The following is a 26,802-nucleotide window of genomic DNA, read 5'->3' as shown; positions in this document are numbered from 1 at the left end:
ACATTGGGTAAATTAACTTAAATGTTCACCGAATAAAGCCAAAGCTTCTTCTGCTGTAAATTCATAGCGTGTATTACAGAACTGGCAATCCATCTGGATTGGGTTTTGCGCTTCTAAAGTTTCGTGTACCGCATCTACACCAATCTGAATCAATGCATTGGCACAACGCTCTTTAGAGCAGGTGCAACCAAACTTTAACTGTTCAATTTCAGGCAAACGCACTTCTTCTTCGTTATACAAACGATAGAGGATTTCATTGGCTGAAAGATCGGTTAGCTCTTCTGGTTTCAAGGTTTCAGTAAGCATGGTCAGACGAGGCCACAGGTCTTCGTCCACCATTTTTTGCTCTTCTTCATCATTACGAGGAAGTAATTGAATCAATAAACCACCTGAACGTTTGCTGTTGGTTGCCAATACGATATGCGTCGGGATCTGCGCCGATAAATCGTAATATTGCGTCAAGCAACCTGCCAAGGTCGGTTGATCAAGCGGTACGATCCCTTGATAGCGTTCGCCGTGCTCAGGTTCAATATTAATGAACAGAACCGGATTGGTTAACGCTGCAAGTACTGTGCGGCTATCATGACCTTCTACAAATCGTGGATCTTCTTCATAATCAGCCAGAGCACGAACTTCACCTAAATGGTTACATTCAGCCATTGCCCATTTGAAGGTGCCGCTTGCCTGAATCTGTAAGCTAATACGGCCACGGATTTTCAGTGTGCTGGCAAGTAATGCTGTTGCACTTAACATTTCGCCCAACAGGCTTTGTACTGCAGGCATATATTCACGTTGCGCCAAAATGGTTTGCAATGCTTCTTCCAGATGCACCACTTCACCGCGAACAGGGCAGTCCTCAATAAAAAAGCGTTGGCGTAAATCAGACATATTTTTCTCCAGTATCCCGCACAGGGAAAACAAAGCAATGCGCTGCTTTGAAAAGCACTTAGGGCTTTATAAAAAGGTGCATGTATGCAGTCAATAATGGTGTCAGTTTGCTAAAACTCAAGATGTTTCATTGAGTGAATTTGCATCACTTTGTGTGTTTTGATCATTGCGCATGCGATCTGGCTGCAAAGTTTTTGTGTTTTCAAACAAATACTCAAGTTCTGCAATCGCACTTGGATAATGTTCAACAATCTCTTGCTGTTCTTGTACCCAATGTTGCTGGATCAGAAGCAGCTCATCCTGTTGCTTAAAACGTTCCATCTGCGTTTGTGCATCAAGATTTGAAAGGCCAGTTTCGACTAAAGCCTGCTGTGCCATATCCAGCGAAGCGGCATAGGTTTCACGCCACATATATTGGATGCCTAAACCATTGAGTAAATGGGCATGATGTCGGTCACGTGCCCGCACAAACAGCGTTAGGTCGGGATGATTCAAACGCAGATAACGCGCCAGATTCATACTGTCTTCAACATCATCAATTGCGAGAATCAGTAGCTTACAGTATTCGATTCCCGCAGCACGCAAGTTGTCGACCTGAGTCACGTCGGCATCAAAAAAACGATGTCCATATTGTTCAATAAAGTCAGCATCTGGTTGGTTGCTGTCAATCACACTAAATTGTTTGCCTTGCGCATGCAAAACTCGGGCAACCACTTGTCCAAAGCGTCCAAAACCGACGATCAGAATCGGATGTTGTGGCACATCTTCAGGCGCAATGGGTACTTTTTTCTGCAATCGTGGCAAAATTTCTGCATCAAAGAGCCAGTACAGCAGAGGCGTCAATAACATCGAACCGAACACAATTAGCAAAGCAGGGTGTAATAAGGCTTTGCTGAGCAGATCTTCACTTTCTGCCAGTTTCAGTAGAATAAAAGTGAGTTCACCACTTTGAGCCAAGGTAATTCCAAACAAGGTGCTGAATCTGGCATGGCGTTGCTGATAATAACGGATTGCTGCAATAACACCCGCCTTGATCAGCACCAGCCCAAAGATTGAACCTAAAATTAATAACGGTGTCTGAGCGAGAGGTTCAAGCGAAAGACCTAGACCAATCGCCAGAAAAAACAACCCGATTGCAGCATCTTTAAAGGGTTCAAGAATACGTTCAACTTCAGCTTTGAATTCGGTTTCTGCTAATAATAAGCCTGCTAAAAATGCACCAATCAAGACATGAATATTCAAAATATCCATAATCAGAATGACCGAGACAATGATTAAGGCACTCAGCACAGGGATAAGTTGAATACTGTTTTTTTGTGCTAAAAAGCGGAAAGCTGGACGTACCAGATAGCGACTGGCGAGAAACAGACCCGAAATCGTGGCAATAATCGCAGCAAAATAAGCAATTCCATGTCTTGTAGATGCGGTTTCTTCTAGCAAAGGAAAAAGCGCAATCAGAACCACTGTGATAAAAATCTGAAATTGCAGTGTGGCTAAACAGGCTTGCCCCAACTGGTTATGCAGTTGTTGTTTTTTCTGTAGCAGTTGCTGCACTAAAGTAACCGCGGAGAGTGCCAGTGCGAAGCCAAGAATGAGACTGGTCAGCAATTGATTCAACAGTAGGAAACAGGCACCGACCAAAAGTGGGATGATGATTGCGAGTGGTAAGCCGCTATGCTTAAGAATACTTCGACGCTCTACCCAGAGTTGTACTGGTCGAAACGCAAGACCTAGAAAGAGCATGACCGCAATCATACCGAGTTCGAGCAATGATTGAATCAGTTGAGGATCTTCAACCAGCCCTGCGACATTGGAACCGAGTACCAGCCCTGCGATGAGATAACCCAAAACAGTGGTGCCCATATAGCGCTTGGCCAATGGAACAAAAATTAAAGTCGCAGCCAGTAAAAAAATAATGGGTAGCAGTAAGGACATCGAATGCCTCAATTTTTCTATTCTTTGTAGGGTTTGCTGATATTTCAGCCATGCATTGCGTTATTGGCTAAAACAACATAAGCAAGGCATGAAACGTAGGCAATGGCGAGTCCCTTGTCAAGTTTCATAACGTAGTTTAGGGAAGTTTTAGCCATAACCCTATGGGACAGGGACATTTTTTGCCGCTACTACGTTATGTCTTGCTTACTTAGAGTGGCTAAGTTTCGCAAAACCTGCCTTGTATCGTCTAAAAATGTCCGCTGTCGCAATGAGAGCTTTAGCTCGCAAGGTGAAATGTCAACAAACCCTAACTTAACTCAAATGAGTAAAGGTTAAAAAGACCGATCCTGTGACGTGTCTTTTATAACATCTGTCTAAAGTATCTTAACTAAACTCTTGTGGATCAACATCAATGGAAAGCCTGAGTTGATGCTGTCGAGGTAAATGTACCACTTGTTGCCACCATTGACGTAAATAAAAGTGCAGTTTTGCCCGATCAGTAGACAAAATCACCATGTGCGCACGATAACGGCCTGCTTTACGCTCCATAGGGGCAGGGATTGGGCCCCAAATATCAACCAGATCGCCAGCCATTGTTCTAAGTTGCTGGGCAATATCCGCTAGAAATTGTTGGCTATAATCACGGTCTTTAGATTCAACCCGAACCAGTACAGCATAACGATAAGGCGGTAGCAGGGCGATTTTGCGATCAGCCAGCATTTGTTTGGCGACGGTACGATAATCATGTTCAATCAGTGTGGTCAGCATCGGATGGTCGGGGCGTAAGCTTTGTAAATACACACTACCTTTATGCTCGCCACGTCCAGCACGTCCCGCCACTTGCACAATCAATTGAGCTGTTCGTTCAGGCGCGCGCGGATCAACGCTGAGCAGACCTGCATCAATATCCAGAATCGCAACAAGTGTCACATGCGGGAAGTGATGACCTTTAGCCAGCATTTGCGTACCCAGTAAAATACTCGGCTTGTTTTGTTGAATCCGATCATAAATTTTCTGCCAGCTACCGACGCGGCTGGTACTGTCACGATCAACCCGTATCACTTCATTGTGCGGGAAGAGTTCTTGTAAATGTTCCTCAAGCTTCGCCGTTCCTGCCCCAATCGTTTTCAAACTCTGTTTTTTGCATTCAGGACAATGATCTGGCAAACGATTGATGGTACCGCAATGATGACAATGCAAATAATGGTAAGGCTGTGAATGCAGGGTAAAGTGTGCATCACAATGCGGACAGTTGGCTTGCCAGCCGCAGCTTTCACACATCAGAATGGGTGCATAGCCGCGTCGGTTTAAAAAGATCAGGACTTGTTCTTTGCGCTCTAAAGTATGCTTAATTTGCTGAATCAAGGTCTGGCTGAGACCATGCTGCTTTTTCGCTATCTTTAAATCCACCACATGTATTTTCGGTAAAACGGCTACGCCTGCACGCTGATTCAGTTCAAGGAGCTGTAATTTTCCTGACTCAACCAGATGGTAACTGTCGATGCTAGGGGTCGCTGAGCCGAGAATCACAGGGCAGTTTTGCAAATGCCCACGGTATAAGGCGACATCACGGGTATGGTAACGGAAACCTTCTTGCTGCTTATAAGAGAGGTCATGTTCCTCATCTAAAATGATCAGGCCCAGATTTGGCAATGGGGTATAAATCGCAGAGCGTGTACCAATAATGATCGAAGCTTTGCCCGTTTGCGCATGTTGCCATGCCTGTAAACGTTTCGAATCATTTAGACCTGAATGGAGCAAGGCAATATCACAATGAAAGCGTGATTTAAACCGTGAAACGGTTTGCGGGGTCAGGCCAATTTCAGGTACCAGCACCAGTACCTGCTTGCCTTGTTTTAATACCTCATGCATCACTTGCAGATAAACTTCTGTTTTTCCGCTTCCCGTCAAACCGTCGAGTAAAAAGGCCTGATAATGATGTTGTGCCTTGAGAATCTGTTGAATGGCTTTTTTCTGGTCTTCATTCGGTGTTAACGGAACTTGCGCCAATTGCACGGGTGTCGGAGTAAAATCATGCGGTTCCAGACAGCATTTGACTAGGCCTTTCTTTTCTAGTGCTTTCAGGGTCGAAGTCTCGACGCCACTAAGATTCAAGACATTTTCAGTGGTGCCATGCGGATGTAACTTTAGCACCTGATAGGCTTCATATTGTTTTTGCGAACGTTTTAATAAAGAGGCAGGGTCATCGTGTGGCGTAATTTTCCATAGATGGAACAGGATATCTAAGGCACGACCTTGTCTGAGTAAAGTGGGTAAGGCACTTTGCATGACCTCACCAATCGGAAATTGATAATATTGGGCAGACCATGTCAACAAAGTTAAAACTTGTTGGTCTAAAATCGCTTCCTGATCGAGTAATTCCGTGATGGCCTTAAGTTTGAACTGACCTGTAAATACTTCGTCTGGGTCAACTTTTTCAGTGATGAGACCCACCAGATTTTGCCGCCCAAATGAAATGGCAACACGCGCACCGACTTGTGCCTGAGCATATTGCTCTGCACTGACCGTATAATCAAAGGTGTCATACAGATATACAGGTATGGCAACGCGAATACGGTAAACAATAGCGCTAGAATTTTGGGTCGGCATATAGGCTTCATTCATGTAAAGTGTATGTTGATATTTTCAGCCTTTTAAGTTGTATGATCGCTTAAAACAACTTAAATAAGGCATGACGGCATCTCATAGAATTATGCTAAAGTGCTGTGCGTTATGTCGATGAATTTCTTGTGGAACCATGTTCCTCAGGCCATACACGGATGCACTTAACAACGACTATTTTGGGACAATTAGAACAGAACCATGCCTGCTTATCAATTTACTGCTATCGATGCCTCAGGAAAGCAACATAAAGGTGTGCTGGAAGGGGATTCCGCACGCCAGATTCGCCAACAGTTACGCGATAAAGCATGGACACCAATTGCGGTCGATGCGGTTGAGCAAAAAGATAAACAACAACAGCGTTCATGGTTTAAAAAAAGCTTTAGCGCTTATGATTTAGCATTGATGACGCGTCAACTCTCAGTGTTGGTCGCGGCAGGAATTCCATTGGAAGAAGCGCTTCGTGCAGTCAGTAAACAAAGTGAAAAAGCGCATGTCCGAAATTTATTGATTGCAGTACGTTCCAAAGTACTGGAAGGGCATTCACTGGCAAAAAGTATGCAGCAGTCAGGACGCTTTCCCGAGCTATATATTGCAACGGTTGCTGCGGGCGAGCGTTCAGGTCATCTTGATCTGATTCTGGATCAGTTATCGGACTACACAGAAAACCGTTTTGCCATGCAGAAGAAAGTTCAGGGTGCGATGATCTACCCGATTGTACTGATGCTGATGTCTTTCAGTATTGTGATGGGCCTGATGACTTATGTCGTGCCAGAAATCGTCAAAACCTTTGAACAAAGTAAAGAAGCTTTGCCGTGGATCACGGTTGCTTTAATGAAAGCCAGCGCCTTTATTCGGCATACCTGGATTGGCATGCTGATTCTTGCCTTTATTGCCATCATTCTATTTACCCGATTCTTAAGAACCAATGCAGGACATTATGCATTTGACCGATTAACGCTCAGATTGCCACTATTTGGTAAACTTTCGCGTGGTATAAATGCGGCACGTTTTGCCAGTACCTTATCCATTTTGACCCGCTCAGGTGTGCCTTTGGTGGAAGCCTTACGCATTGGTGCCGAAGTCAGTAATAACTGGGTAATTCGGGATGCCATTGAAGTGGCGATGGAGCGTGTAACAGAAGGTGGTAATTTGGCAACACAACTGGAACGCTGCGGTTATTTCCCTCCGATGATGGTACAAATGATCCGAAGTGGTGAAGCCTCTGGTGAACTGGATCGTATGCTGGATCGGGCATCGACTATGCAGGATCGTGAGGTGACCACCTTTATTTCAACTTTACTGGCCTTGCTTGAACCCTTGATGCTGATTTTTATGGCAGCAATTGTATTGGTGATTGTGATTGCGGTAATGTTGCCAATTATTAATATGAACAATATGATTTGATGAGTGACATGAAAGAGATGAATATGAAGAATCAAAAAATATATGTGAAGCAATCTGGCTTCACGTTAATAGAAGTGATGGTTGTTATTGTAATTTTAGGTGTTCTCGCTGCACTAATCGTTCCGAACGTGATGGGTCGTGGTGAAAAAGCCAAAGTCGATACTACCAGTATTACCTTAAAAGGTGTTGCGGGTGCTTTGGATCAATATAAGCTGGACAATGGTCGTTACCCATCGATGCAAGATGGTGGTTTAGATGCATTGGTCAACCAGCCAGCAACAGCGAAAAACTGGTTACCTGGTGGTTACGTGAAAGGTGGCTATCCAAAAGACAGTTGGGAAAATGATTTGCAGTATGTCATTCCAGGTCGTGAAGGCCGTCCATTTGATTTATATTCGTTTGGTGCGGATGGTAAAGAAGGTGGCGAAGGCAATGATGCCGATATTTATTATCAGCCTTAATCGTTAGATAAAAATATCACTTCACTTTTGAATTATTAAATCTAGAGTGAAGTGATAATGTTTATTAATTCGAAATTTATTAATAAATCATTGAAAAATAAAGATAGAATAGAATATTGAATATGTGAGATTTATAATAAGAATTATTCCCATATTTAATAGTTACAAGAAAAAGAAATTATGCAGAAAAATAGACTTTTTCTTTAGATCAAAGCTTTGCATAATAAATTCAGACCATTGAAACCAAGTGTGAGAAATCAGATGAAAGCATTTTTTATGTTAGATGAACTGAATCAGTTTCATTGGGCAATGCTTAAATCTGTATTGCTCATTTTAACTTTATTACCCATTAGTGAAGGTGCTTTAACATTATGGCAAGCCACTGAGGGAAGTAGTCAGATTATGATTGGTTTCTTTGCATTAAGCATGTTAAGTGCATGGTTTGTCTTGTGCTTTTTAAGTGCCTTGAAAACCACGGTCTGGAATCATGTTGACTTGATTTCTAAATATGAGCAGTTTTTATTTAAAGCTTATCGTTATATTCCGATGTTATTTTTATCCAGTCTGGTTGCCTATTTAAGCGTGCAATTATCGATGAGCTTTTAAATGAATAAAATACTGAGCGTTAAAAACGTAGATTTAAAATCTACGTTTTTTATTGCCTGAATTTAGCCAGCCCGAACAAACAAAAAGGTAATTTTGCGTACCATTGGCAAGACCAAAAGTAAAACAGGGAAGGCAATTAACCACGAAATTCCCCATGCGGATAGCCAGATCAGAGTAGAAAACTGTTCTAATCCCATGCTACGTAAAGTACTAATGCACGATACGATAAAAGTCATGATGATAGATAGGAACAAAGGTAAAACTACGGTGGCGTAACGATTTGGAATCTTTTGAAAATGAAAAGAAGACCCTTTGAAATTTTGCATTTTTTTCTCCGTAAACCAACAAACGCCAGTGCCTGATCAAATATGAAATATCTTGATCAAATAGCTCCAAACGTTGTTGGAGATATGTTGGCACGTTGATTGACGTAAACGTTTACGGCTTTATAAAGAGCAAGATTAATTTAACATGAAGGATCAGAATAGGGAATAAAAAATGAGCAGCTTTATTTAAAAGTAGAGATCCTCTATATTCCATATGACTTTAAAAAATCGAAGAGAACAAGTAAATGCAACAAATTGAATGGAATGATTTTACCAAAGTGGAGTTGCGTGTCGGTCGGATTGTACAGGCTGAAGTATTTAAAGAAGCGCGAAAACCAGCCTATATCTTGCAAGTTGATTTTGGTGAAGAATTAGGAATCCGAAAATCCAGTGCGCAAATTACCAAACTTTATCAGCCTGAAAACTTGATTGGAAAACTGGTGGTTGCCGTAGTGAACTTCCCGAAGAAACAGATTGGCCCGATTCAATCAGAATGTCTGGTCACAGGATTTCATAATGCGGAAGGAGAGGTGGCACTTTGCGTCCCAGAGTTTGATGTTCCTCTGGGCACAAAGTTGTTGTGATTTATCGACGTGATTTAAACGAAATATCGACTTTACGTGGGCGGTAAATCCAGCCAACGATCAATAACAGAAGTGAGAAAATCAGGATCGGATAATCGCTTAAGCGGTTATACAAGGTTTGCCCTTGCATGGCAGGCAGTTCACCACGAAGCACTGCTTCCTGATCAATTGGTGCCTGTTTCACAATATGACCGTTCTGGTCGATAAATGCTGTGACACCGGTATTGGTCGCACGAATAAACCAGCGGCCGTTTTCTTTGGCACGCATTTGTACCATTTGCAAATGTTGCCAAGGCCCAGCAGTCCCTGTAAACCATGCATCATTTGAAACTGTGATCAAAAAGTCGCTATTCGATGCATTACGGCGGGTCAGGTTTGGATAAGCCACTTCATAGCAAATTGCAGCTGCCAGCGCATGACCTTTAACCATTAATGGCTTCTGGTTCGATTCACCACGAGAAAAACCACTCATGCTGACATCATTCTGCATCGCAGGCAGTACCCATTTCAGCATGCCCGATAATGGAATATATTCACCAAACGGCACCAGACGTTGCTTTTTATACAAGCCATGTGAGTCGCTGCCTGAAGCCATAATACTGTTGTAATACAATGGTTCACCGACTTGCTGTGACTTCGCCATATCCCAATACGGGATACCGGTCACCCAGGCACTGTCTGTTTTCTTGGCTTGAGCATCCATCGCCTCCAGAAATTCTGGAATATCGGTCTGGAACATTGGAATCGAAGATTCTGGCCAGACAATCAGATCACGTCCCCATTCAGCACGAGTCAGCGTGGCATAAATTTCTAAGGTCTTAATCTGGTATTCAGTTAACCATTTCAGGTCTTGAGGAATATTTCCCTGAACCAAAGACACACTCAGTGGTTTGGCTGCTTTCGGTTGTACAAACTGAATAAATCCAGCGCCCCATGCACCTAACACTAGAACTGCGGAAGGCACCGCCCAAAACCAGCGACGATTTAAAATCTCGACCAGCGCACAGGCCAATACGATGACAACGAAAGAAACAGCATAAACACCAAATAGAGGTGCATAACCATCTAACAGGCGTTCAGTGAAGGCATAACCTGCAAATAACCATGGAAAACCAGTGAATACCCAGGTTTTTGCCCACTCAAACAGCACCCACAGGGGTGCAAAAGTAAGCGGCGTCTCGGGGAAAAAGCGACGATACAGCCAAGTCTGAAATGCCGTAAACAAGCCCATTGCAGCCGCCATAAAGGCAATCATCAACACGCTTAAAAAGGCATTGGTATCGCCATAGGTATGGATGGATGTATAGAGCCAGAATGCCCCGACAAACCATAAACCAAAGCCATAGGCCCAGCCGAGCGCAAAGGCCTGACGTGGGCTACGCTGGCGCAATACGGCATAGAGTAGTGCAGGCGACAAAATCGCAAGCCACCAGAAATAGTACGGGGCGAGCGCCAAACTAAAGATTGCACCCGAAATGAGTGCAATCAAAAGTGGAAAAATAAAAGGGAGCTGTTTTTGTGGTTGAGACGAATTTAACAGCTTCTCAAAATAGGTTCTCATTGACGGACAGCTCGAATCAGATGAATAGTGCGTGCATCTGCTTCAATAATGGTGAATTGCCAATCGCCAAGCTCAATAGTTTGACCTTGTAAATCGCTCACTAAACCAATCTCTTGCAGCAGTAAACCGCCCATAGTTTCAACTTCATCGTCAGAAAAATCTGCATTTAAAATAGTGTTGAAATGTTCGATTGGTGTAAGTGCCTGCACAATCCACGTATTTGCTGTGGTCGGGTCATTATCTGGAACGATATATAAGGCTTCTTCATCCGCAATATCATGTTCATCTTCAATTTCGCCGACAATCTCTTCAAGAATATCTTCAAGGGTGACGAGACCAGAGGTTGAACCATATTCATCAATCACGATGGCAATATGAGTTTGCGTATTTTTCAGCATACGCAACACCTGATCTGAACGTGCACTTTCAGGCACAAACACAGGCTGGCGCATCAATGAACGAATATCAACTTTGACATTACGCTCAGTTAAAAAAGGTAATAGGTCTTTCGCTAATAAGATGCCCACCACATTATCGCTTTGATCCGCTGAGAATACAGGGAAGCGCGAATGTGCAGAATCGATCAATACATGCAGAATATCAAGTAATTGATCGTCTTCCTGCAAACTGATGATCGCTGTACGCGGTGTCATGACTTCTCGAATCTTTGTTGCTGGCAGGTCAAGAACACCCTCAAGCATAGCAACAGTATCTGGCTCTAAAAAGCGACGTGAGTCTTGAACTAACTTGAGTAATTCATCGCGGGTTTCAGGTGCGGTACCTAACCATTTTCTTAAGCCACGCATACCCCACGACGGACTGGATTCCTCGACCATGATCTTTCCTAAAGACTCTCTATATCAATTAGATGATTTTCATCATACCGAAGATAAAGCGGATATGCATCAACAATACTATGTAAAAAACGTACAGTTTTCCAAAACAGGCCAGATGATTTTTATATGAGCAGTTTATGCTAAAATGTGAAAATTCGAATATTTGAGTTTTATGATGTCTGAACAACCAAAACTTCCCGCTGTTCAAATCAATACGCGAGGTTTACGTTGCCCTGAACCTGTGATGATGTTGCACCAAGCCATTCGCAAAGCCAAGTCAGGTGAGATTGTTGAGGTATTGGCAACAGACCCTTCAACATCATGGGATATTCCAAAATTTTGTATGCATCTTGGTCATGAGCTGTTGCTCAAAGAAGAAAATCAGGATGAAAACAGCAATACTGAATACCGCTATCTTGTGCAGAAAGGTTAAGTTTTATTTTTGACTTTTAAAGTGCATAGCGCATAAAAAAATCCGAGTCTAAACTCGGATTTTTTCATTTTGAATTACATATTTGGATAGTTCGGACCACCGCCGCCTTCAGGCGTTACCCAAGTGATGTTTTGTGATGGGTCTTTAATATCACAGGTCTTACAGTGTACACAGTTTGCTGCGTTGATCTGGAAGCGTTTTGAACCATCATCATTTTCCATGATTTCATAAACACCAGCAGGGCAGTAGCGTTGAGCAGGCTCATCCCATTTTGGTAGATTTACATCAACTGGAATAGATGGATCAGTCAGTTTTAAATGCGCTGGCTGATTTTCTTCATGTACGGTATTTGATACGAATACAGAAGATAAACGGTCAAAGGTCAACTTGCCATCTGGTTTTGGATAGTTTGGCTTAAACGTTGATGCATCCACAGTTTTCAGGGCAGCAAAATCTTGTTTAAGATCATGCAACGTGAATGGCACTTTAAGGATGTTTTGATCGATAAAGTTAAACGCGCCACCAATCCATTGACCAAACTTGTGCATTGCAGGGCCAAAGTTGCGTGAGTTATATAACTCTTCTTTTAACCAAGAGTTGTTATATTTGTCGGTATAAGCAGTCAATTCTTTGTCGAAATGATCGTCGCCTTCAAGCACACGTGCAATCGCAAGATCACCACCTTTTGCAACACCCGCAGCAATCGCTTCGAATACTGCCTCACCACACAACATACCTGACTTCATTGCAGTGTGTGAGCCTTTGATTTTTGAGAAGTTCAAGAAACCAGCATCATCACCAATCAAGCAACCGCCTGGGAAAGTGAGTTTAGGTAAAGCATTAAAGCCACCTTTTACAACAGCACGTGCGCCGTAAGAAATACGTTTACCGCCTTCAAGGAATTGCTTGATGGTTGGGTGCGTTTTCCAGCGTTGCATTTCCATGAATGGATACATGTGCGGATTTTCATACGATAAATCCACGATCATACCCAAAGTCACCTGATTGTTTTCAGCGTGGTATAACCACCAGCCACCAGATGAACCTGTTTCAGACAACGGCCAGCCAGCACCATGCATGACTAAGCCTGGCTTATGTTTAGCAGGATCGATTTCCCAAAGTTCTTTAATCCCGATACCGTAGTGCTGTGGATCAGCATCTTTATCAAGATTGTATTTTGCAATCAGGCGCTTACCGAGGTGACCACGGCAGCCTTCAGCGAACAATGTATATTTGGCATGAAGTTCATAACCAGGCGTGAAGTTATGCGTTGGCTCACCATTTTTGCCAATGCCCATATCACCGGTTTGGATACCTTTTACCGTACCATCTTCATGGTAAAGCACTTCAGATGCAGCAAAGCCCGGGAAAATTGAAACTTCCAGCTCTTCTGCTTTCTGGCCTAACCAGCGCACGACATTACCAAGAGAAATGACATAGTTCCCTTCGTTGTGCATTGATTTTGGTACCATCCAATACGGCATTTTTTGCGCTTTGGTATCAGACAATAAGAAATAAGTTTCGTCGCCTGTGACAGGGACATTCAGTGGTGCGCCTTCTTCTTTCCAGTTTGGAAATAATTCATTCATGGCACGTGGTTCAAGTACAGCACCTGAAAGGATATGCGCACCTACTTCGGAGCCTTTTTCAACAACACATACAGAAAGGTCAGGTAGGTTGTTTTCAATCGCTAATTGACGAATTTTAATCGCAGCAGATAAACCCGCAGGTCCTGCGCCTACGATCACTACGTCAAACTCCATCGCTTCACGTTCGATGTGTTCCATGTAGGACTCCTCATATTTTTAAGGGTGGCAACCGTAATATTGCGATTCGGCGCTGCCATGAGTGTTCTTAATTGCCAAACACAAATGATAGTATGTGCTTGCAAACGTTTGGGATAGTATAGTTTTAAACCTTGATCTCGCCAATTGGCTGAGCGGTCATATTTTCTCGTCAGCAAGGCATAAACTATGATAAATGAAAATGATTCTCCACAAAACTCTTTAGAAAATCAGGGAAAAATCATGTTTTCTGATGATAAAAACTTAATGAACATTGCACAATACTTAAATGATGTACAGCAAAGTCACAAAAGGTCAATTCCGCCTTTAGACCAGTGGCATCCAAAGCATTGTGGCAAAATGGATCTACGCATAAAAGCCAATGGAGAATGGTGGCACGAAGGTCAATTGATCAAACGTCAGGCTCTTCTGGATCTGTTCAGTAAGGTCTTGTGGAAAGAGGACGGCAAATTCTACCTCAAAACGCCTGTGGAACAGATTGAAATCGAAGTTGAAGATGAACCATTGTTGATCAATCAGGCGGATCAGGTGCAAATCGAAGGCAAAACCTATCTGCAACTCACCACCATTAATCAGGATGTGATTATTGTAGATGAAGCGCATCCTATTTTTATGCGTGAATATGAAGGGGAGTTACGTCCTTATGTGCATGTCCGTTTTGGTATGAATGCCCTGATCCAGCGTCAGAGTTTTTATCATCTCGTCAACTACGGAACTTTGTCTGAAAATGCGCAAGGTGACACGGTTTTAACGCTAAAAAGTGGTGATTTGGTCTTGCATTTGAGCACCTGAGGTTTAAGCTTAAAAGAGTAAATAAACCAGTGTCCATGTGTAATATGACAGTCGTTCAATCCATGCCTCTTTTACTTGATCCAATGCCACACGCATCTGCTGATGCACCCATTGGTGTTTTTGACTCAGGCATTGGCGGCTTATCGGTTGCACAAGAGATTGCACGACATTTACCAAATGAACGCATTCTTTACTATGCAGATACGGCTCATGTGCCATATGGCGCGCGTTCAGATCAGGAAATCCGTCAACTGACTGCACAGGCAATCGAATGGCTTTATCGTCAGGGCTGTAAAATTGCGGTGGTGGCGTGTAATACGGCTTCAGCTTTTAGTCTGGATTACTTACGCGATCATTATGGAGAACGCTTTCCAATCGTTGGTCTTGTGCCTGCATTAAAGCCCGCCGTCATTCAAACTCAATCCAAAGTTGTGGCGGTGCTGGCGACACCTGCAACCTTCCGTGGACAGCTAATTAAAGATGTGATGGCAAACTTCGCACAGCCTGCTGGTGTCAAAGTGTTGACGGTGACGAGTCTAGAGCTGGTGCCATTTGTTGAGGCTGGGCAGCAGATGAGTCCCGCCTGTCTTGACGTACTACAACAGATTTTACAACCTGTGGTTGATCAAGGCGCTGACTTTCTGGTCTTAGGGTGTACCCATTATCCTTTCCTGAAAGATGCGATTCGTCAGATTTTTTCTGAAAAATTAAAATTAATTGATTCTGGACAAGCAGTTGCGCGACAAACTGCCTATCTTTTAATTAAAAATGGGTTATTATGTGACAAATTGCGTCATAACATTACCCGTATTCAATGTTATGTCAGTGGTAACAATGCGGTCGAACTGGAACCCGTTCTTCAGCACCTTATACCAGAACAATTAACATGGAAGATTCAAAATCTGGCCGAGATTGAGATAGGAAATCACTAAATCGAGCCATATTTATATATTTATTGGGGTTAGTTGTTAATAAAAAATCAAGATAAATACTTGATATTATTGATCAATGAATTGGGGCCTAGCCTATGCAAGATACTCGTTATCAAGTCTTTATTTCTACCTCTGGCAATGAAATGCAACCAGAGCGAGCGGTTCTCGCACAAACATTAGTTGGCATGGGATTCCTGTCATGGGGGCTGGAACAGCGCACCCCGCTCAGTACTTCGATTGCTCGCCGTCAAATTGATGATTGTGATTATGTGGTGATTTTGCTGGGTAGCCAATATGGCGAACAATCCGTTTCAGGTGTCGGCTATATGCATCTGGAATATATTTATGCCATGACCAAACAAAAACCTGTGATTGTATTTATGCATGAAGACCCAGAGTCTCGTGATGCCAAATTGCATGATCACAAGCCAGAACTTAAAGAAAAATTCAAAGAATTTAGAAAACAGCTACAACACGAAGTGGATCAGGTCTTTTGTTATCGTACCTTGAGAGATTTGGAGCTGGCTGTACGATCAAGTATGCCGCAAATGCTAGAGCGTTATCCTGTGGTGGGGTGGGTGCGTCCACAAAATACGCAGGTATTGCGTGATGAAATTGACGCATTACGCGCCAAGGTGAAACAGTTGGAAACAGAACTGGGCAATCGTGAAGCTGATCCGCTGACCAATGTACCTAAAGTTTCGATGCATGAACTCTATTCATTTGAATATCGGATGCATGCCTATCAGGATGGCAATTTCAAGGAAGTTAAGCCACATCGCAAGATGACGTGGGCACAATTACTGAATGTTCTCGGTTCAGCCTTTGTGATCCCGACACCAGAAGAATATTTTTCCAAGCGGATCAATGAATATCTCAATGAGACAGGCTTGGACGACGCCCGTAAGGAAATGCCCAGAGCGCATGCTGTATCTCGTGCCCAAGTGAATATTCGTGCTTTGCATGAGATCAAATTACAAATGCGTCAAAATGAATGGATTGTGCCAACAGGGCGTGATGACCGTCAACGTATGTTGTGGCAGCTCACCGCAAAAGGACAGAAACTACTAGAAAGTAATATGCTGGATAGCAATCGGGTTTTTCAATTTAAGACCATGCATTAATCCAATTTAGCAAACAGGGCTAAAACTGCTAAAGTAATTGTATGAACCCAATGAAAAGCGGATGCGGTCTATGTTAGCGACACAAAAACCAAAAGTGACTGTGATTCTGGCCAATTTAGGTACGCCAGATGAAGCAACTGTGCCAGCAGTACGACGTTTCCTGAAACAGTTTTTATCTGATACCCGTGTGATTGAGATTCCCAAATTATTATGGTGGATCATCCTGCACTTATTTGTTTTGACTTTTCGTCCGAAACGGGTGGCTGAAGCCTATGCTTCGGTCTGGTCGAATGACTCACCGATGCGTGAAATTGTGCTGGAACAAACACTGCTGATTAAGCAACGCCTACAAGAAGAAAATCATCAGTTTGATCTGACAGTTGTGCCCGCCATGACTTATGGTCAACCCAGTATCCATGATGTACTGGCGCAACTGGCAAAGGATCCACAAGAACATGTAATTTTGCTGCCGTTATTCCCGCAATATTCAGCAACCTCAACAGCGCCATTATATGATGCGTTTGCCAAATGGATTCCACAGCAACGTCATTTACCCGGTCTGACTATTATTAAGGACTACCATCAACATCCTTTATTTATTCAGGCCTTGGCAGGTAGCGTATTGCATTATCAGGGACAACATGGCAAAGCTGAAAAACTGTTGATGTCATTTCATGGTATTCCTCAACCCTATGCCGATAAAGGCGACCCCTATGCAGACCGTTGCCGAACCACTGCACGTCTGGTGGCAGAAGCTTTACATCTCAAAGAAGATGAATGGGCGATCAGCTTTCAGTCACGTTTTGGTAAGCAGGAATGGGTAAAGCCTTATACGGATCAGTTGTTACAGCAATGGGGTGAACAAAAGGTTCAGTCAGTACAAGTGATTAGTCCTGCCTTTTCAGCAGATTGTCTGGAAACGCTGGAAGAATTGGCGATGCAGAATAAAGAGATTTTCCAGCATGCGGGTGGCGGAGACTATGTCTATATTCCAGCCTTGAATGCGGATCAGGCCCATATAGATTTGCTTGCTGGTCTGGTTCAGGCTAATCTTGATGCACTCACTCATACCTTAGCCCATCGTTAAATCGACGCTTTATTTCGCCAGAGGTTGCTATGCTCCAAGTCAAAATTGTCCCTGTTACTGCATTTGCCCAAAACTGTTCGATCTTATGGGACAGTGAAAGCAAAGAAGCGATTTTGATTGATGCGGGTGGTGATGCTGCGGTGCTGAAAAAAGAAGTGGAAGCTTTGGGGCTAAAAGTGAAAGCACTGTGGTTGACGCACGGGCATCTTGATCATGCAGGTGCAGTCGGTGAACTTGCTGAAACATGGCAGATCCCCGTGATTGGCCCGCATAAGGAAGATCAATTCTGGCTGGACATGATTCAGGAAGTCTCGGCGCGTTATGGCTTTCCAATTCCCCAGCCTGTCAAAGTGGACCAATGGTTAGAAGGTGGTGAAGTTTTAAAGCTGGGTGACGATGAGTTTGAAGTGCGTTTTGCCCCAGGCCATACCCCAGGTCATGTGATGTTCTATAACGCTAAACATGGTTTGTTGTGGACAGGTGACGTGCTGTTTAAAGGCTCGATCGGCCGTACAGATTTTCCAAAAGGCAATCACCAGCAGTTGCTCGATTCGATTCAGCGCGAATGCTTTAGCTTGCCTGATGATACTCAGTTTATTTCAGGTCATGGCCCGATGAGTACCATTGGTTATGAAAAGCAATTTAATCCTTTTGTGGCAAGCAAAGCAGGCTAACTGCACCTTTTAGCTTGTGTATAGCAGCGTGTTATACACAAGCTAGTTCCTTGCTGGCTAAACGGTTTCCAGCCATTTTTGATTGGCCAGATTCAAATCAAAGTTCAAACTATTACAAATGCTTTGCAAGTCGAAAGAGGCTTTATCTTCTGGAATCTGAATCAGAATGGGCAGGCGGGTAATGCCATTTTCTCCTGTCGGAAAAGCGTAATGGCGTTCTTTGTGGTTAATTGAAATCAGTGATTCAAATTCTAAATAAACGATCAGAGATGGAAAACGTCGCTGAATCCGCATAATTTCCTGATGTGCATCTTTTTTTATTTGCGCGGTTTTAAGTTTTAGCTTGAGAATATTGTCTTTTATTTTTTGAGGTTTATTCATAAGCTTGCTCAGAAACGAAGCACTTTGTTTGAGCTGACGTTGATTCTCTTTTAATTCCGAAAAAGCATCTTTGTATTCCTGTAGAGAGGCTAAGCTAATGTCTTTGAGAATATTGGTTGGCTCTAGCGCTTCAGCATGATGTTTTTTCCATTCCTCATAAGAAAACACGGTGAACACATCCGAATGCCGTTTCTGTAGCAAGGTGGCATAAGATTTGAGTCTGGCAATAAACAGATTAACCTGTTTGTTAAAGATCAAAGAGGGTTGTGACTGGAACTCGATAAAATGGCTAATCAGATCATCCAGCGTTTGTTTGACACTTAAATAGAGATAATTACATTCATCCCGATGATGCACTGAATGCTTCAGTGCTTCGGCAACAGGTTCAAGAATATTGCTATTGAGTTTCTGTTCAAAATCAATCAGCCGTTGTTCTACCAGCTTTTCCATAAATACTCCATTGGGTTGCAGAGGCTCTCGTAGGAATGGCACTAGGGTTTTGCTGGTATACAGTTCAATATTGCGCACAATATCTGAAACATACTGGTTAACAGGCTTATCAATCGTAATGATTCGGCTGATTTGCCACTCGAATTGTTCGTGATGGCGGATGTCGTCGATTTTATCTAAATGCAGAATCGCTGAATTCACATAAATATTGTCACAGCCTTCAAATTTTTCTTCTTGCAAAAAACGTCGAATTGAAAAGGTATTGACCATTCCTTCCTTGCTCGGCGCCAAAGCAAAAATATATTTGGAGGTTTTCACGATATCCAGTTGTCTGGATTTTTGTTGTTTATACAGAAAATATTTCAGAATATGCGGTTTTTCTGCTCTGAGTTGATGCGAACGCAAAAGGTTAAAAGAATATTTTAATAACTGTTGTTTGAGAAAAACCTCGGTCATAAAGGTTTTAATGATGTCGGTATTAATATGTCGCTGATTATCAGGCAGGATGATCTTTTCTTTTGCCAGAATAATTTGCGCTGCTGCATAGATAAATTCTTTTAGAATCAGTTTCTTTTGTTCTTGTAGATCAAAGTCGTCTTCGGTTTCAATGGCATGAATCTGGTTCAGGATATTTTCCAGATAATCTGAAATTTCATAAGCATGCTGATAGCTTTTTAACTTTTCTAGGGACGCTGCAATTTTTTTCACTAACACTTTGATTGGAGCGATATAAATTTTCTCAATCAGAATATCAAAGTCGTGTTTAGCCAAATAGGAAAAGCTGTTGTCCTTTCGGTTCCAGTGAATTTTTTTGAGTTGCAGCACCTGCTGGGAAATTTTTTCGCAATGTTCAGGTGTATGTTCTGAAAAAAGTGTGATCAGTGCCGTTTGCCAATCAGCATCCAGATTGGGATCAATTTGTGTTGCCAAAAGCTTGAGCTGATAAGGAATATCGTTATTCATTTTTACATCCTGGTAAATTTAAATCTTTTTATTGAACAAGCTGATGCCACATAAATCGGTGCGAAACTGGATCAGAACAATGTATAAGTTGTCATGTGTAGTTTGGTCTTGTTATTCAATCCTACAGTTGTCACTAGATTTGCATAAGGTCATGAAAAAGTAAATTACTGTGATGTAAATCACATATTTAAAATGTGTAAATTTTTATTAAGAATAGCGTTGTCGGTAGACAATTTTTAAGCAGAGAGACTGAATTTGAGTATGACTTACCGAAATTTAGCCAAAACTCACAATTATCGAACAATATCTTAGGCAGGGTAGGTCTACAAAGCGATTATTTTTATTTAGAATCAGGTGTGAAACGCTTTATTCATGTTGAACTAATTGCTTAATTTCACCTGATGAAAACCAATTGGAGACGATTTCATGCAATGGACTAAACCTGCTTTTACTGATGTACGTATTGGTTTTGAAGTGACCATGTACTTCGAAGTACGTTAATCATTCCGATTCAAATTCAAGATAAGCCCTAGTTATGCCTAGGGCTTATCTTTTTCTAACAAGAAATTAAAGCTATGTATATTCATGTTCTAGGTTCGGCTGCTGGTGGGGGCTTTCCGCAGTGGAATTGTAATTGCCCCAATTGTCATGGCGTGCGTACAGGTACGATTCAGGCCAAGGCACGTACACAATCCTCAATCGCGATTTCTGAAAATGGCATCGATTGGGTGCTGCTCAATGCTTCGCCAGATATCCGTCAGCAATTATTTGATTTTAAGGCAGCTCAACCTGCCCGTAAGTTGCGTGATACCGGTATTCGTGATGTGATCCTGATGGACAGCCAGCTGGATCACACCACTGGACTGCTGACTTTACGTGAAGGCTGTCCAATCAAGGTCTGGTGTACCGATATGGTCTATCAGGATCTGACCACAGGTTTCCCTGTATTTAATATGTTGAAGCACTGGAATGGCGGTCTGCAATATCAGCAAATCGATCCTAAACAGGCATTTAAAATTACGGGTTTTGAAGATCTGGAGTTTATGCCACTGATTATTCAAAGTGCTGCACCGCCGTATTCACCTCATCGTCACGATCCGCATGAGGGCGATAATATTGCATTGATCATTCGGGATCATAAAACGCAAAAACAGTTGTTCTATGCACCGGGTCTTGGAAAAATTGATGAGCAGATCATGCAGATCATGCGTGATTCAGATTGTGTCATGATTGATGGTACGCTCTGGACGGATGATGAAATGCAACACACGGGTGTTGGCAGCAAAACTGGACGTGAGATGGGGCATTTATATATTAGTGGCGAAGGTGGTTCATTGTCTTATCTGAATCAGCTCAGCCGTCCTAAAAAAGTGTTGATCCATATCAATAATACCAATCCGATTTTAGATGAAAACTCGGCTCAATGTGCTGAACTTAAAGCCCACGGTGTTGAAGTCGCCTTTGATGGTATGCAGATTGAACTTTGAGGTAAATGATGATGCCAAGCGCTGATGTATTAAGTGTCGAACAGTTTAAGCAGGCCATTCTGGATAAAGGGCAGTATTACCATATTTATCACCCTTTTCATGTGATGATGTACGAGGGTAAAGCCACCCAGCAGCAAATACAGGCGTGGGTTGCCAATCGTTATTATTATCAAATCAATATTCCTCTGAAAGATGCGGCGATCATGGCCAATTGTCCAGATCAGCGTGTGCGTCAGGAATGGATTCAGCGGATGATTGATCAGGATGGCGAATATCCTGATGGTGGTGGGCGCGAAGCATGGTTACGTTTGGCTGAAGCCGTTGGCCTGACCCGTGAGCAGGTGATTTCAGAAGAATTGGTGTTACCTGGCGTGCGTTTCGCCGTGGATGCTTATGTCAATTTTGCTCGCCGTGCCACATGGCGTGAAGCAGCCAGCAGTTCCCTGACCGAATTATTTGCGCCACAAATTCACCAGTCCCGTCTTGATTCATGGCCGCAGCATTATCCGTGGATTAATGATCAGGGTTATGACTACTTCCGTTCGCGTTTAAGTCAGGCACGTCGCGATGTGGAGCATGGTTTGAATATTACACTGGACTCATTTACCACCTATGAACAGCAGCAGCGTATGCTGGAAATCCTGCAATTCAAGCTGGACATTCTTTGGAGTATTCTGGATGCGCTGACCTTGGCCTATGTGCATGAGCAAGCGCCGTATCATACCGTGACCACACAACCTGTCTGGCATAAGGGGTTATTTCGTGACTAATGCAGAATTTGATTTAAACCTGATTCCGACTTGGCGACAAGGTTACCGCTTTCAGTTTGAGCCTGCACAAAATGCTTTTGTGATTTTATATCCAGAAGGCATGATCAAGCTGAATGACAGTGCTGGAGCGATTGGACAGCATATTGATGGGCAGCAGAATGTTGCTGCCATTGTGACTTTGTTGAAACAGCAGTTTGGTGACATTGCAGAAATCGAGCAGGATGTGGTCGACTATATGCGCGTTGCGCAGCAACAATACTGGATTGATTTGCGATGACCGAAGGCGTTGGTTTACCGCTCTGGCTTTTGGCAGAGTTGACCTATCGTTGTCCTTTACAATGTCCTTATTGCTCGAATCCTCTGGATTATGCCCAGCATAAAAATGAACTGAGCACGCAAGAATGGTGTGATGTTTTTGATCAGGCACGGCAGATGGGTGCGGTGCAACTGGGCTTTTCTGGTGGGGAACCGCTGGTTCGGCAAGATCTGGAACAACTGGTTGCACATGCGCATCAGCAAGGTTTTTATACCAACTTAATCACCTCAGGAATGGGTCTGAATGAGCAGCGTATTGCTCAACTTAAACAGGCTGGACTGGATCATATCCAGATCAGTTTTCAGGCCAGTGATCCTGTGGTGAATGATGCTTTGGCTGGTTCAAAACATGCCTTTGAACAGAAATATAAGATGTGCCGTCTGGTCAAGCAATATGACTATCCGATGGTGCTGAATTTCGTGATTCATCGACATAATATTGACCAGATTGAACAGATTATTGAGCTGTGTCTGGAGCTGAATGCTGATACGGTCGAACTGGCAATCTGTCAATTTTATGGTTGGGCTTTTTTAAACCGACAGGGCCTATTGCCTACGCAAGAACAGTTGACGCGTGCCGAAAAGGTGACCAATGCCTATCGAGAAAAACTTCGCCAGCAGAATCATCCGTGTAAGTTGATCTTTGTGGTTCCTGATTATTATGAGGAACGTCCCAAAGCCTGTATGAATGGCTGGGGTAAAATCTTCTTTACTGTGACGCCTGATGGCACGGCATTGCCATGTCATGCAGCACGTCAGCTACCGATTGCGTTTCCGAATGTTCGTGAACAATCTTTATCAGATATCTGGTACACATCCACGGGTTTTAACCATTTCCGTGGCGATGCATGGATGCCAGAAAGTTGCCGTAGTTGCCCAGACAAACAGCGGGACTTTGGCGGCTGCCGTTGTCAGGCCTATATGCTCACAGGTGATGCTGCCAATGCCGATCCTGTGTGTGGTAAATCCAGCGATCATTATCTGATTGAACAAGCACGCCGTGACAGTGAACAGGCCTCATCTCTTGCGCAACTGGTATTTCGAAATAGCAAGAATTCAAAACAATTGGCACTTCAGCAAAAAATTCCTGTGCAAAGCATTACGGGCGAATCCTCCTCATGACGCATGGCCTAAATCACAACAACGTTGTAGTTTTCGATGGTCATAATGATCTGCTGACACGGTTATGGCTCAGCGATCAAGCGGACCCCGTACAGGCTTTTATACATGAACAGTTGTCTGGACAACTGGATTTAAAGCGCTGCCAGCAGGCGGGATTTGTAGGCGGCATGTTTGCGATTTTTCTACCGCCATTTACCTATGTGAAACAGCACCATCCCGATAAGCTCGTGGATAAAAATGCCGAAGATTTCACTCAACAGCAGGTTGAGCAGATCTGTATGGCACAACTCGAGCTGGCACAGCAGATGGTGCAAGCCTCCGAGCAGATTCAACTGTGTACATCGGTGCAACAGATTCAAGACTGCCGTACTCAAGGTCAACTGGCCGTGGTGCTACACATGGAAGGGGCGGAAGCTTTACAGGACAACCCTGACTTGCTCGATGTTTTTTATCAGGCCGGGCTGCGGAGTATCGGCCCCTTATGGAACAGGGTGAGCCAATTTGGACATGGTTTAAATGCCCGTTTTCCTCATTCACCCGATACAGGTGCAGGCCTGACCATAGCAGGTAAAGCCTTATTAAGACGCTGTGCTGAAAAGAAAATGGTGGTAGATGTATCGCATATGAATGAACGTGCATTTTGGGACACGGTCGATATTTTGCAGCAACCGATTGTCGCCACCCATTCCAATGCACATGCTTTATGTCCCCAAGCGCGTAATCTCACTGATCCACAACTCAAGGCAATTGCTGAGAGTGGTGGCATGGTCGGGGTCAATTTCGATGTGGCCTTTTTACGCGGCGATGGACAACGGAATGCGGACACGCCAATTGAACTGATTCTGGATCATCTGGAATATATGATGAATCACCTTGGAGAAGACCATATTGGCTTCGGCTCAGATTTTGATGGCGCGCTGATCAGTACAGAACTGCAAGACGTTACGGGCTTAGCGCAACTGATTGCTGCGATGCAACAGCGCCACTATTCAAAAGGATTGATTGAGAAAATCTGCTGGGGCAACTGGCTCAATGTGCTGAACCGAATCTGGACTTAGCACATGAGTAGAAGATGATTAATCTTCATAATCATCTTCGTGGCGTTTCATCTCTGCTTGTGGTGTATCTTGCGTTGGCAGTTTGTACTCATCACTGGCCCAGGCACCGAGATCAATCATCTTGCAACGTTCTGAGCAAAATGGACGAAACGCATTACCTTCCCAAGTGCTGGTTTCACCACAACGCGGGCAGGGGAATGTACGTGGCATAGAAAATTCCTAAAACAAAAACTAAATAGATTAGGCAAAAGTAAGGTGACTTGTTAGACTTATGCCGATTTCTAGATAGTTTGATGAGATTATGTCGATTCGTCAATTTCAAGCACAACGTATGCAAGCCCCTCGTGATTTTAAGGCCATTTCTAACACTCCGATTTGTGTGGAAATTGGTGCGGGAAAAGGCAAACATGCCTTGTTATTTACGGGACAAAACCCGCAAACCACGTTGTATGCAATTGAGCGAACCAAAGAAAAATTTTTGGCGATGCAAAAACAGCATCAGCTGGAAGCTCGGGAATATTTAAATCCTGTTCATGCCGATGCATTGCCTTGGGTCGTGCACGCCTTGTTCCCGGCACAAGTACAACAATTTTTTATTCTTTATCCAAATCCAGAACCACATAATCCAGCGCAGCGCTGGCTCAATATGCCATTTTTCGAATTCCTGCTTTCTCGCCTTCAGCCAGATGGAACCATTACCTTAGCCAGTAATATTCCAGAATATATTGATGAAGCAGAACAACAACTGATTGAAGTATGGAAATTACCTTACGAAAAACAAAAAATTGCAGCGGATTCAGCTCGAACGCATTTTGAAATCAAATATCTGGAACGTGGCGAACTTTGCCAGCAATTGATCATTCGCAAGCCAGAAGGTTACGCAACCCGTTTTGATGATTTTTCACCGTTGCAAGGTCAAAATACCCAAGAGAACCGCGATGCCTAAGCGTGTTGCCATTATTGGGGCAGGCCCAGCGGGTTTGATGGCTGCTGAGGTACTGAGTCAATATGATTATGAAATTGACGTGTTTGAGCAGAAACCGTCGGCTGCACGCAAGTTTTTAATGGCAGGTAAAACAGGTTTAAACATTTCCCATGCTGAGCCTGTTGAGGTTTTTATCCAGCGTTATGATCAGACACAATGGTTGGGACCTTGGGTCAAGCAATGGGATGCACAATGGATTCAGAACTGGATGCAAGGTCTGGGGATTGCATCCTATATCGGCAGTTCGGGACGTGTCTTTCCCGTAGAAATGAAAGCAGCGCCGTTACTCCGTGCATGGTTAAAGCGTTTGATGAATGCTGGCGTAAAATTTCATTATCGCCATCGTTGTGTGGATTTATCCAATAATCAACTCACTCTGGAAAATCAGACGCAACGTTTTAGTGCCAGTTATGATGCGATTGTACTGGCCTGTGGTGCGATGTCATGGTCGCAATTGGGCAGTGATGGTGCGTGGCAACAATGGCTCTCAAAGAATGAAATCGCGCCTTTTCAGGCTAGCAATGCTGGTGTTTTGAAAACATGGTCGCCATTTATGCAAGAATGTTTCGGACAACCGCTTAAACGCGTCAATGCATGGGTATGGCCTGAACAGCAAACGCATGGCGATATCATCATTACCCATTATGGTTTTGAGAGTGGTGTGATTTATAAATTGGGTCGTGATCTCAGAGCACAGCTTGCCCAACAGCAAGCTCTGCAATTACAGCTAGACCTACTGCCAGATGTCAGCGTTGAGCAATTAGAAAAGAAATTACAGGCGAATAAAAAACAGTCTTTGACCAATCTTTGGCGTAAAGCAGGATTGGACAATGTCAAAATTAATCTGCTTCGGGAAATCGTCGAAAAGAGCTTGTGGTCAGATGCCAAGCAAATGGCACAGCAGATCAAACAGCTTCGTATTCCCTTAGCAGGCTTTCGCCCGATTGAGGAAGCCATTAGCTGTGCGGGTGGGGTGAAGCAAGAGGTGTTATCTCCACAACTGCAATTGCAATCTAACCCTTATGTATTTTGCTGTGGTGAAATGCTGGATTGGGATGCACCAACGGGTGGCTATTTGCTGACAGCTTGCTTCGCAACTGGGCGAGCCGCTGGAGAGGGTGTGCATGATCGATTAGAGTGTGCCCCGACAAGATAATGTTTTTAAAAGCGTTATTTAAAATTTCTGTATTTTTCATGT

27 protein-coding genes are annotated in these 26,802 nt (G+C 43.4%); 18 read left to right on the top strand and 9 right to left on the bottom strand.

Annotated features, from left to right (window positions below; genetic code table 11):
* Positions 1 to 12 precede the first annotated feature (12 nt).
* The 3 genes from hslO to IEV36_RS13505 all read right to left on the bottom strand — a co-directional run bounded on the left by hslO (position 13) and on the right by IEV36_RS13505 (position 5,433).
* Entirely contained in the window at positions 13 to 888 is an 876-nt protein-coding gene (hslO, locus tag IEV36_RS13515; protein WP_005255398.1) for an Hsp33 family molecular chaperone HslO, read from the bottom strand.
* 117 nt (positions 889 to 1,005) lie between these two features.
* A complete protein-coding gene (locus IEV36_RS13510; protein ID WP_005255396.1) occupies positions 1,006 to 2,823 on the bottom strand; it encodes a cation:proton antiporter domain-containing protein in 1,818 nt (605 codons plus the stop codon).
* Positions 2,824 to 3,207: 384 nt separating this feature from the next.
* A complete protein-coding gene (locus IEV36_RS13505; protein ID WP_227591692.1) occupies positions 3,208 to 5,433 on the bottom strand; it encodes a primosomal protein N' in 2,226 nt (741 codons plus the stop codon).
* A 213-nt stretch (positions 5,434 to 5,646) separates the two neighbouring features.
* On the opposite strand from IEV36_RS13505, the gene gspF reads away from it, so the two are divergent.
* The 3 genes from gspF to IEV36_RS13490 all read left to right on the top strand — a co-directional run bounded on the left by gspF (position 5,647) and on the right by IEV36_RS13490 (position 7,919).
* Complete coding sequence (gene gspF / locus IEV36_RS13500; RefSeq protein ID WP_005255393.1) at positions 5,647 to 6,852, top strand: type II secretion system inner membrane protein GspF; 1,206 nt, start codon at positions 5,647 to 5,649, stop codon at positions 6,850 to 6,852.
* 23 nt (positions 6,853 to 6,875) lie between these two features.
* Complete coding sequence (gene gspG, locus IEV36_RS13495; RefSeq protein ID WP_032810915.1) at positions 6,876 to 7,313, top strand: type II secretion system major pseudopilin GspG; 438 nt, start codon at positions 6,876 to 6,878, stop codon at positions 7,311 to 7,313.
* A 261-nt stretch (positions 7,314 to 7,574) separates the two neighbouring features.
* Positions 7,575 to 7,919: a hypothetical protein gene (locus IEV36_RS13490; RefSeq protein ID WP_005255391.1), complete on the top strand. Its 345-nt coding sequence runs from the start codon at positions 7,575 to 7,577 to the stop codon at positions 7,917 to 7,919.
* A gap of 62 nt (positions 7,920 to 7,981) precedes the next feature.
* Here the strand turns inward: IEV36_RS13490 and IEV36_RS13485 are convergent, their stop codons facing one another.
* Positions 7,982 to 8,245 carry a DUF2798 domain-containing protein gene (locus tag IEV36_RS13485; RefSeq protein ID WP_005255388.1) on the bottom strand — a complete coding sequence of 88 codons (264 nt, stop codon included), beginning with the start codon at positions 8,243 to 8,245 and terminating at the stop codon, positions 7,982 to 7,984.
* A gap of 245 nt (positions 8,246 to 8,490) precedes the next feature.
* On the opposite strand from IEV36_RS13485, the gene IEV36_RS13480 reads away from it, so the two are divergent.
* Positions 8,491 to 8,829 (top strand): tRNA-binding protein, encoded by a 339-nt coding sequence (locus IEV36_RS13480; protein ID WP_004774166.1) that lies wholly within the window; start codon positions 8,491 to 8,493, stop codon positions 8,827 to 8,829.
* 1 nt (position 8,830) lies between these two features.
* Here IEV36_RS13480 and lnt read toward each other — a convergent pair whose 3' ends face one another.
* Together lnt and IEV36_RS13470 are read right to left on the bottom strand one after the other, a co-directional pair.
* A complete protein-coding gene (lnt, locus tag IEV36_RS13475) occupies positions 8,831 to 10,390 on the bottom strand; it encodes an apolipoprotein N-acyltransferase (protein WP_005255385.1) in 1,560 nt (519 codons plus the stop codon).
* Positions 10,387 to 11,226 (bottom strand): CorC family transporter, encoded by an 840-nt coding sequence (locus IEV36_RS13470; protein WP_004774169.1) that lies wholly within the window; start codon positions 11,224 to 11,226, stop codon positions 10,387 to 10,389. The genes lnt and IEV36_RS13470 overlap by 4 nt, the downstream gene beginning before the upstream one ends.
* Positions 11,227 to 11,401: 175 nt before the next feature.
* Between IEV36_RS13470 and tusA the strand changes: the two genes are divergently transcribed.
* Positions 11,402 to 11,659: a sulfurtransferase TusA gene (gene tusA, locus IEV36_RS13465; protein ID WP_004774171.1), complete on the top strand. Its 258-nt coding sequence runs from the start codon at positions 11,402 to 11,404 to the stop codon at positions 11,657 to 11,659.
* A 74-nt stretch (positions 11,660 to 11,733) separates the two neighbouring features.
* Here tusA and IEV36_RS13460 read toward each other — a convergent pair whose 3' ends face one another.
* Positions 11,734 to 13,446, bottom strand: coding sequence for an electron transfer flavoprotein-ubiquinone oxidoreductase (locus tag IEV36_RS13460; protein WP_004774172.1), 1,713 nt, complete (start codon positions 13,444 to 13,446; stop codon positions 11,734 to 11,736).
* A gap of 186 nt (positions 13,447 to 13,632) precedes the next feature.
* Between IEV36_RS13460 and IEV36_RS13455 the strand changes: the two genes are divergently transcribed.
* The 5 genes from IEV36_RS13455 (at position 13,633) to IEV36_RS13435 (ending at position 18,073) form a co-directional block, all read left to right on the top strand.
* A complete protein-coding gene (locus tag IEV36_RS13455) occupies positions 13,633 to 14,256 on the top strand; it encodes a DUF1285 domain-containing protein (RefSeq protein ID WP_004774174.1) in 624 nt (207 codons plus the stop codon).
* A gap of 44 nt (positions 14,257 to 14,300) precedes the next feature.
* Positions 14,301 to 15,188, top strand: coding sequence for a glutamate racemase (gene murI, locus IEV36_RS13450; protein ID WP_005255383.1), 888 nt, complete (start codon positions 14,301 to 14,303; stop codon positions 15,186 to 15,188).
* A 95-nt stretch (positions 15,189 to 15,283) separates the two neighbouring features.
* Positions 15,284 to 16,312: a DUF4062 domain-containing protein gene (locus IEV36_RS13445; protein WP_004774177.1), complete on the top strand. Its 1,029-nt coding sequence runs from the start codon at positions 15,284 to 15,286 to the stop codon at positions 16,310 to 16,312.
* A gap of 70 nt (positions 16,313 to 16,382) precedes the next feature.
* The gene (hemH, locus tag IEV36_RS13440; RefSeq protein ID WP_005255382.1) at positions 16,383 to 17,399 is read left to right on the top strand and encodes a ferrochelatase; all 1,017 of its coding nucleotides are present in this window, start codon (positions 16,383 to 16,385) and stop codon (positions 17,397 to 17,399) included.
* A gap of 29 nt (positions 17,400 to 17,428) precedes the next feature.
* Entirely contained in the window at positions 17,429 to 18,073 is a 645-nt protein-coding gene (locus IEV36_RS13435) for an MBL fold metallo-hydrolase (RefSeq protein WP_005255381.1), read from the top strand.
* A gap of 57 nt (positions 18,074 to 18,130) precedes the next feature.
* Here IEV36_RS13435 and IEV36_RS13430 read toward each other — a convergent pair whose 3' ends face one another.
* Positions 18,131 to 19,867: a hypothetical protein gene (locus tag IEV36_RS13430; protein WP_005255380.1), complete on the bottom strand. Its 1,737-nt coding sequence runs from the start codon at positions 19,865 to 19,867 to the stop codon at positions 18,131 to 18,133.
* A 426-nt stretch (positions 19,868 to 20,293) separates the two neighbouring features.
* On the opposite strand from IEV36_RS13430, the gene pqqA reads away from it, so the two are divergent.
* The 6 genes from pqqA to IEV36_RS13400 all read left to right on the top strand — a co-directional run bounded on the left by pqqA (position 20,294) and on the right by IEV36_RS13400 (position 24,619).
* Positions 20,294 to 20,368, top strand: a complete 75-nt coding sequence (gene pqqA / locus IEV36_RS13425) for a pyrroloquinoline quinone precursor peptide PqqA (RefSeq protein WP_009514286.1) — start codon at positions 20,294 to 20,296, stop codon at positions 20,366 to 20,368.
* 74 nt (positions 20,369 to 20,442) lie between these two features.
* Positions 20,443 to 21,354, top strand: a complete 912-nt coding sequence (gene pqqB / locus IEV36_RS13420) for a pyrroloquinoline quinone biosynthesis protein PqqB (RefSeq protein WP_005255378.1) — start codon at positions 20,443 to 20,445, stop codon at positions 21,352 to 21,354.
* Positions 21,355 to 21,365: 11 nt separating this feature from the next.
* A complete protein-coding gene (pqqC, locus tag IEV36_RS13415; protein ID WP_155757675.1) occupies positions 21,366 to 22,124 on the top strand; it encodes a pyrroloquinoline-quinone synthase PqqC in 759 nt (252 codons plus the stop codon).
* Positions 22,117 to 22,401, top strand: coding sequence for a pyrroloquinoline quinone biosynthesis peptide chaperone PqqD (gene pqqD / locus IEV36_RS13410; protein WP_005255371.1), 285 nt, complete (start codon positions 22,117 to 22,119; stop codon positions 22,399 to 22,401). The genes pqqC and pqqD overlap by 8 nt, the downstream gene beginning before the upstream one ends.
* Complete coding sequence (pqqE, locus tag IEV36_RS13405) at positions 22,398 to 23,561, top strand: pyrroloquinoline quinone biosynthesis protein PqqE (protein ID WP_005255370.1); 1,164 nt, start codon at positions 22,398 to 22,400, stop codon at positions 23,559 to 23,561. Before pqqD ends, pqqE begins: the two co-directional genes overlap by 4 nt.
* A complete protein-coding gene (locus tag IEV36_RS13400; protein WP_005255369.1) occupies positions 23,558 to 24,619 on the top strand; it encodes a dipeptidase in 1,062 nt (353 codons plus the stop codon). The genes pqqE and IEV36_RS13400 overlap by 4 nt, the downstream gene beginning before the upstream one ends.
* Positions 24,620 to 24,637: 18 nt before the next feature.
* Here the strand turns inward: IEV36_RS13400 and IEV36_RS13395 are convergent, their stop codons facing one another.
* Positions 24,638 to 24,829, bottom strand: coding sequence for a DNA gyrase inhibitor YacG (locus IEV36_RS13395; protein WP_004774191.1), 192 nt, complete (start codon positions 24,827 to 24,829; stop codon positions 24,638 to 24,640).
* A gap of 91 nt (positions 24,830 to 24,920) precedes the next feature.
* Between IEV36_RS13395 and IEV36_RS13390 the strand changes: the two genes are divergently transcribed.
* Both IEV36_RS13390 and IEV36_RS13385 read left to right on the top strand, forming a co-directional pair.
* On the top strand, positions 24,921 to 25,565 hold the full coding sequence (locus IEV36_RS13390) for a class I SAM-dependent methyltransferase (RefSeq protein ID WP_005255368.1): 645 nt from the start codon (positions 24,921 to 24,923) through the stop codon (positions 25,563 to 25,565).
* On the top strand, positions 25,558 to 26,760 hold the full coding sequence (locus tag IEV36_RS13385) for a TIGR03862 family flavoprotein (RefSeq protein WP_005255367.1): 1,203 nt from the start codon (positions 25,558 to 25,560) through the stop codon (positions 26,758 to 26,760). The genes IEV36_RS13390 and IEV36_RS13385 overlap by 8 nt, the downstream gene beginning before the upstream one ends.
* Positions 26,761 to 26,802 lie beyond the last annotated feature (42 nt).

Source organism: Acinetobacter vivianii (assembly GCF_014635885.1).
In the GTDB taxonomy this organism is placed as follows: Bacteria; Pseudomonadota; Gammaproteobacteria; order Pseudomonadales; family Moraxellaceae; genus Acinetobacter; species Acinetobacter vivianii.
This window is presented reverse-complemented; position numbering and strand designations above follow the sequence as displayed.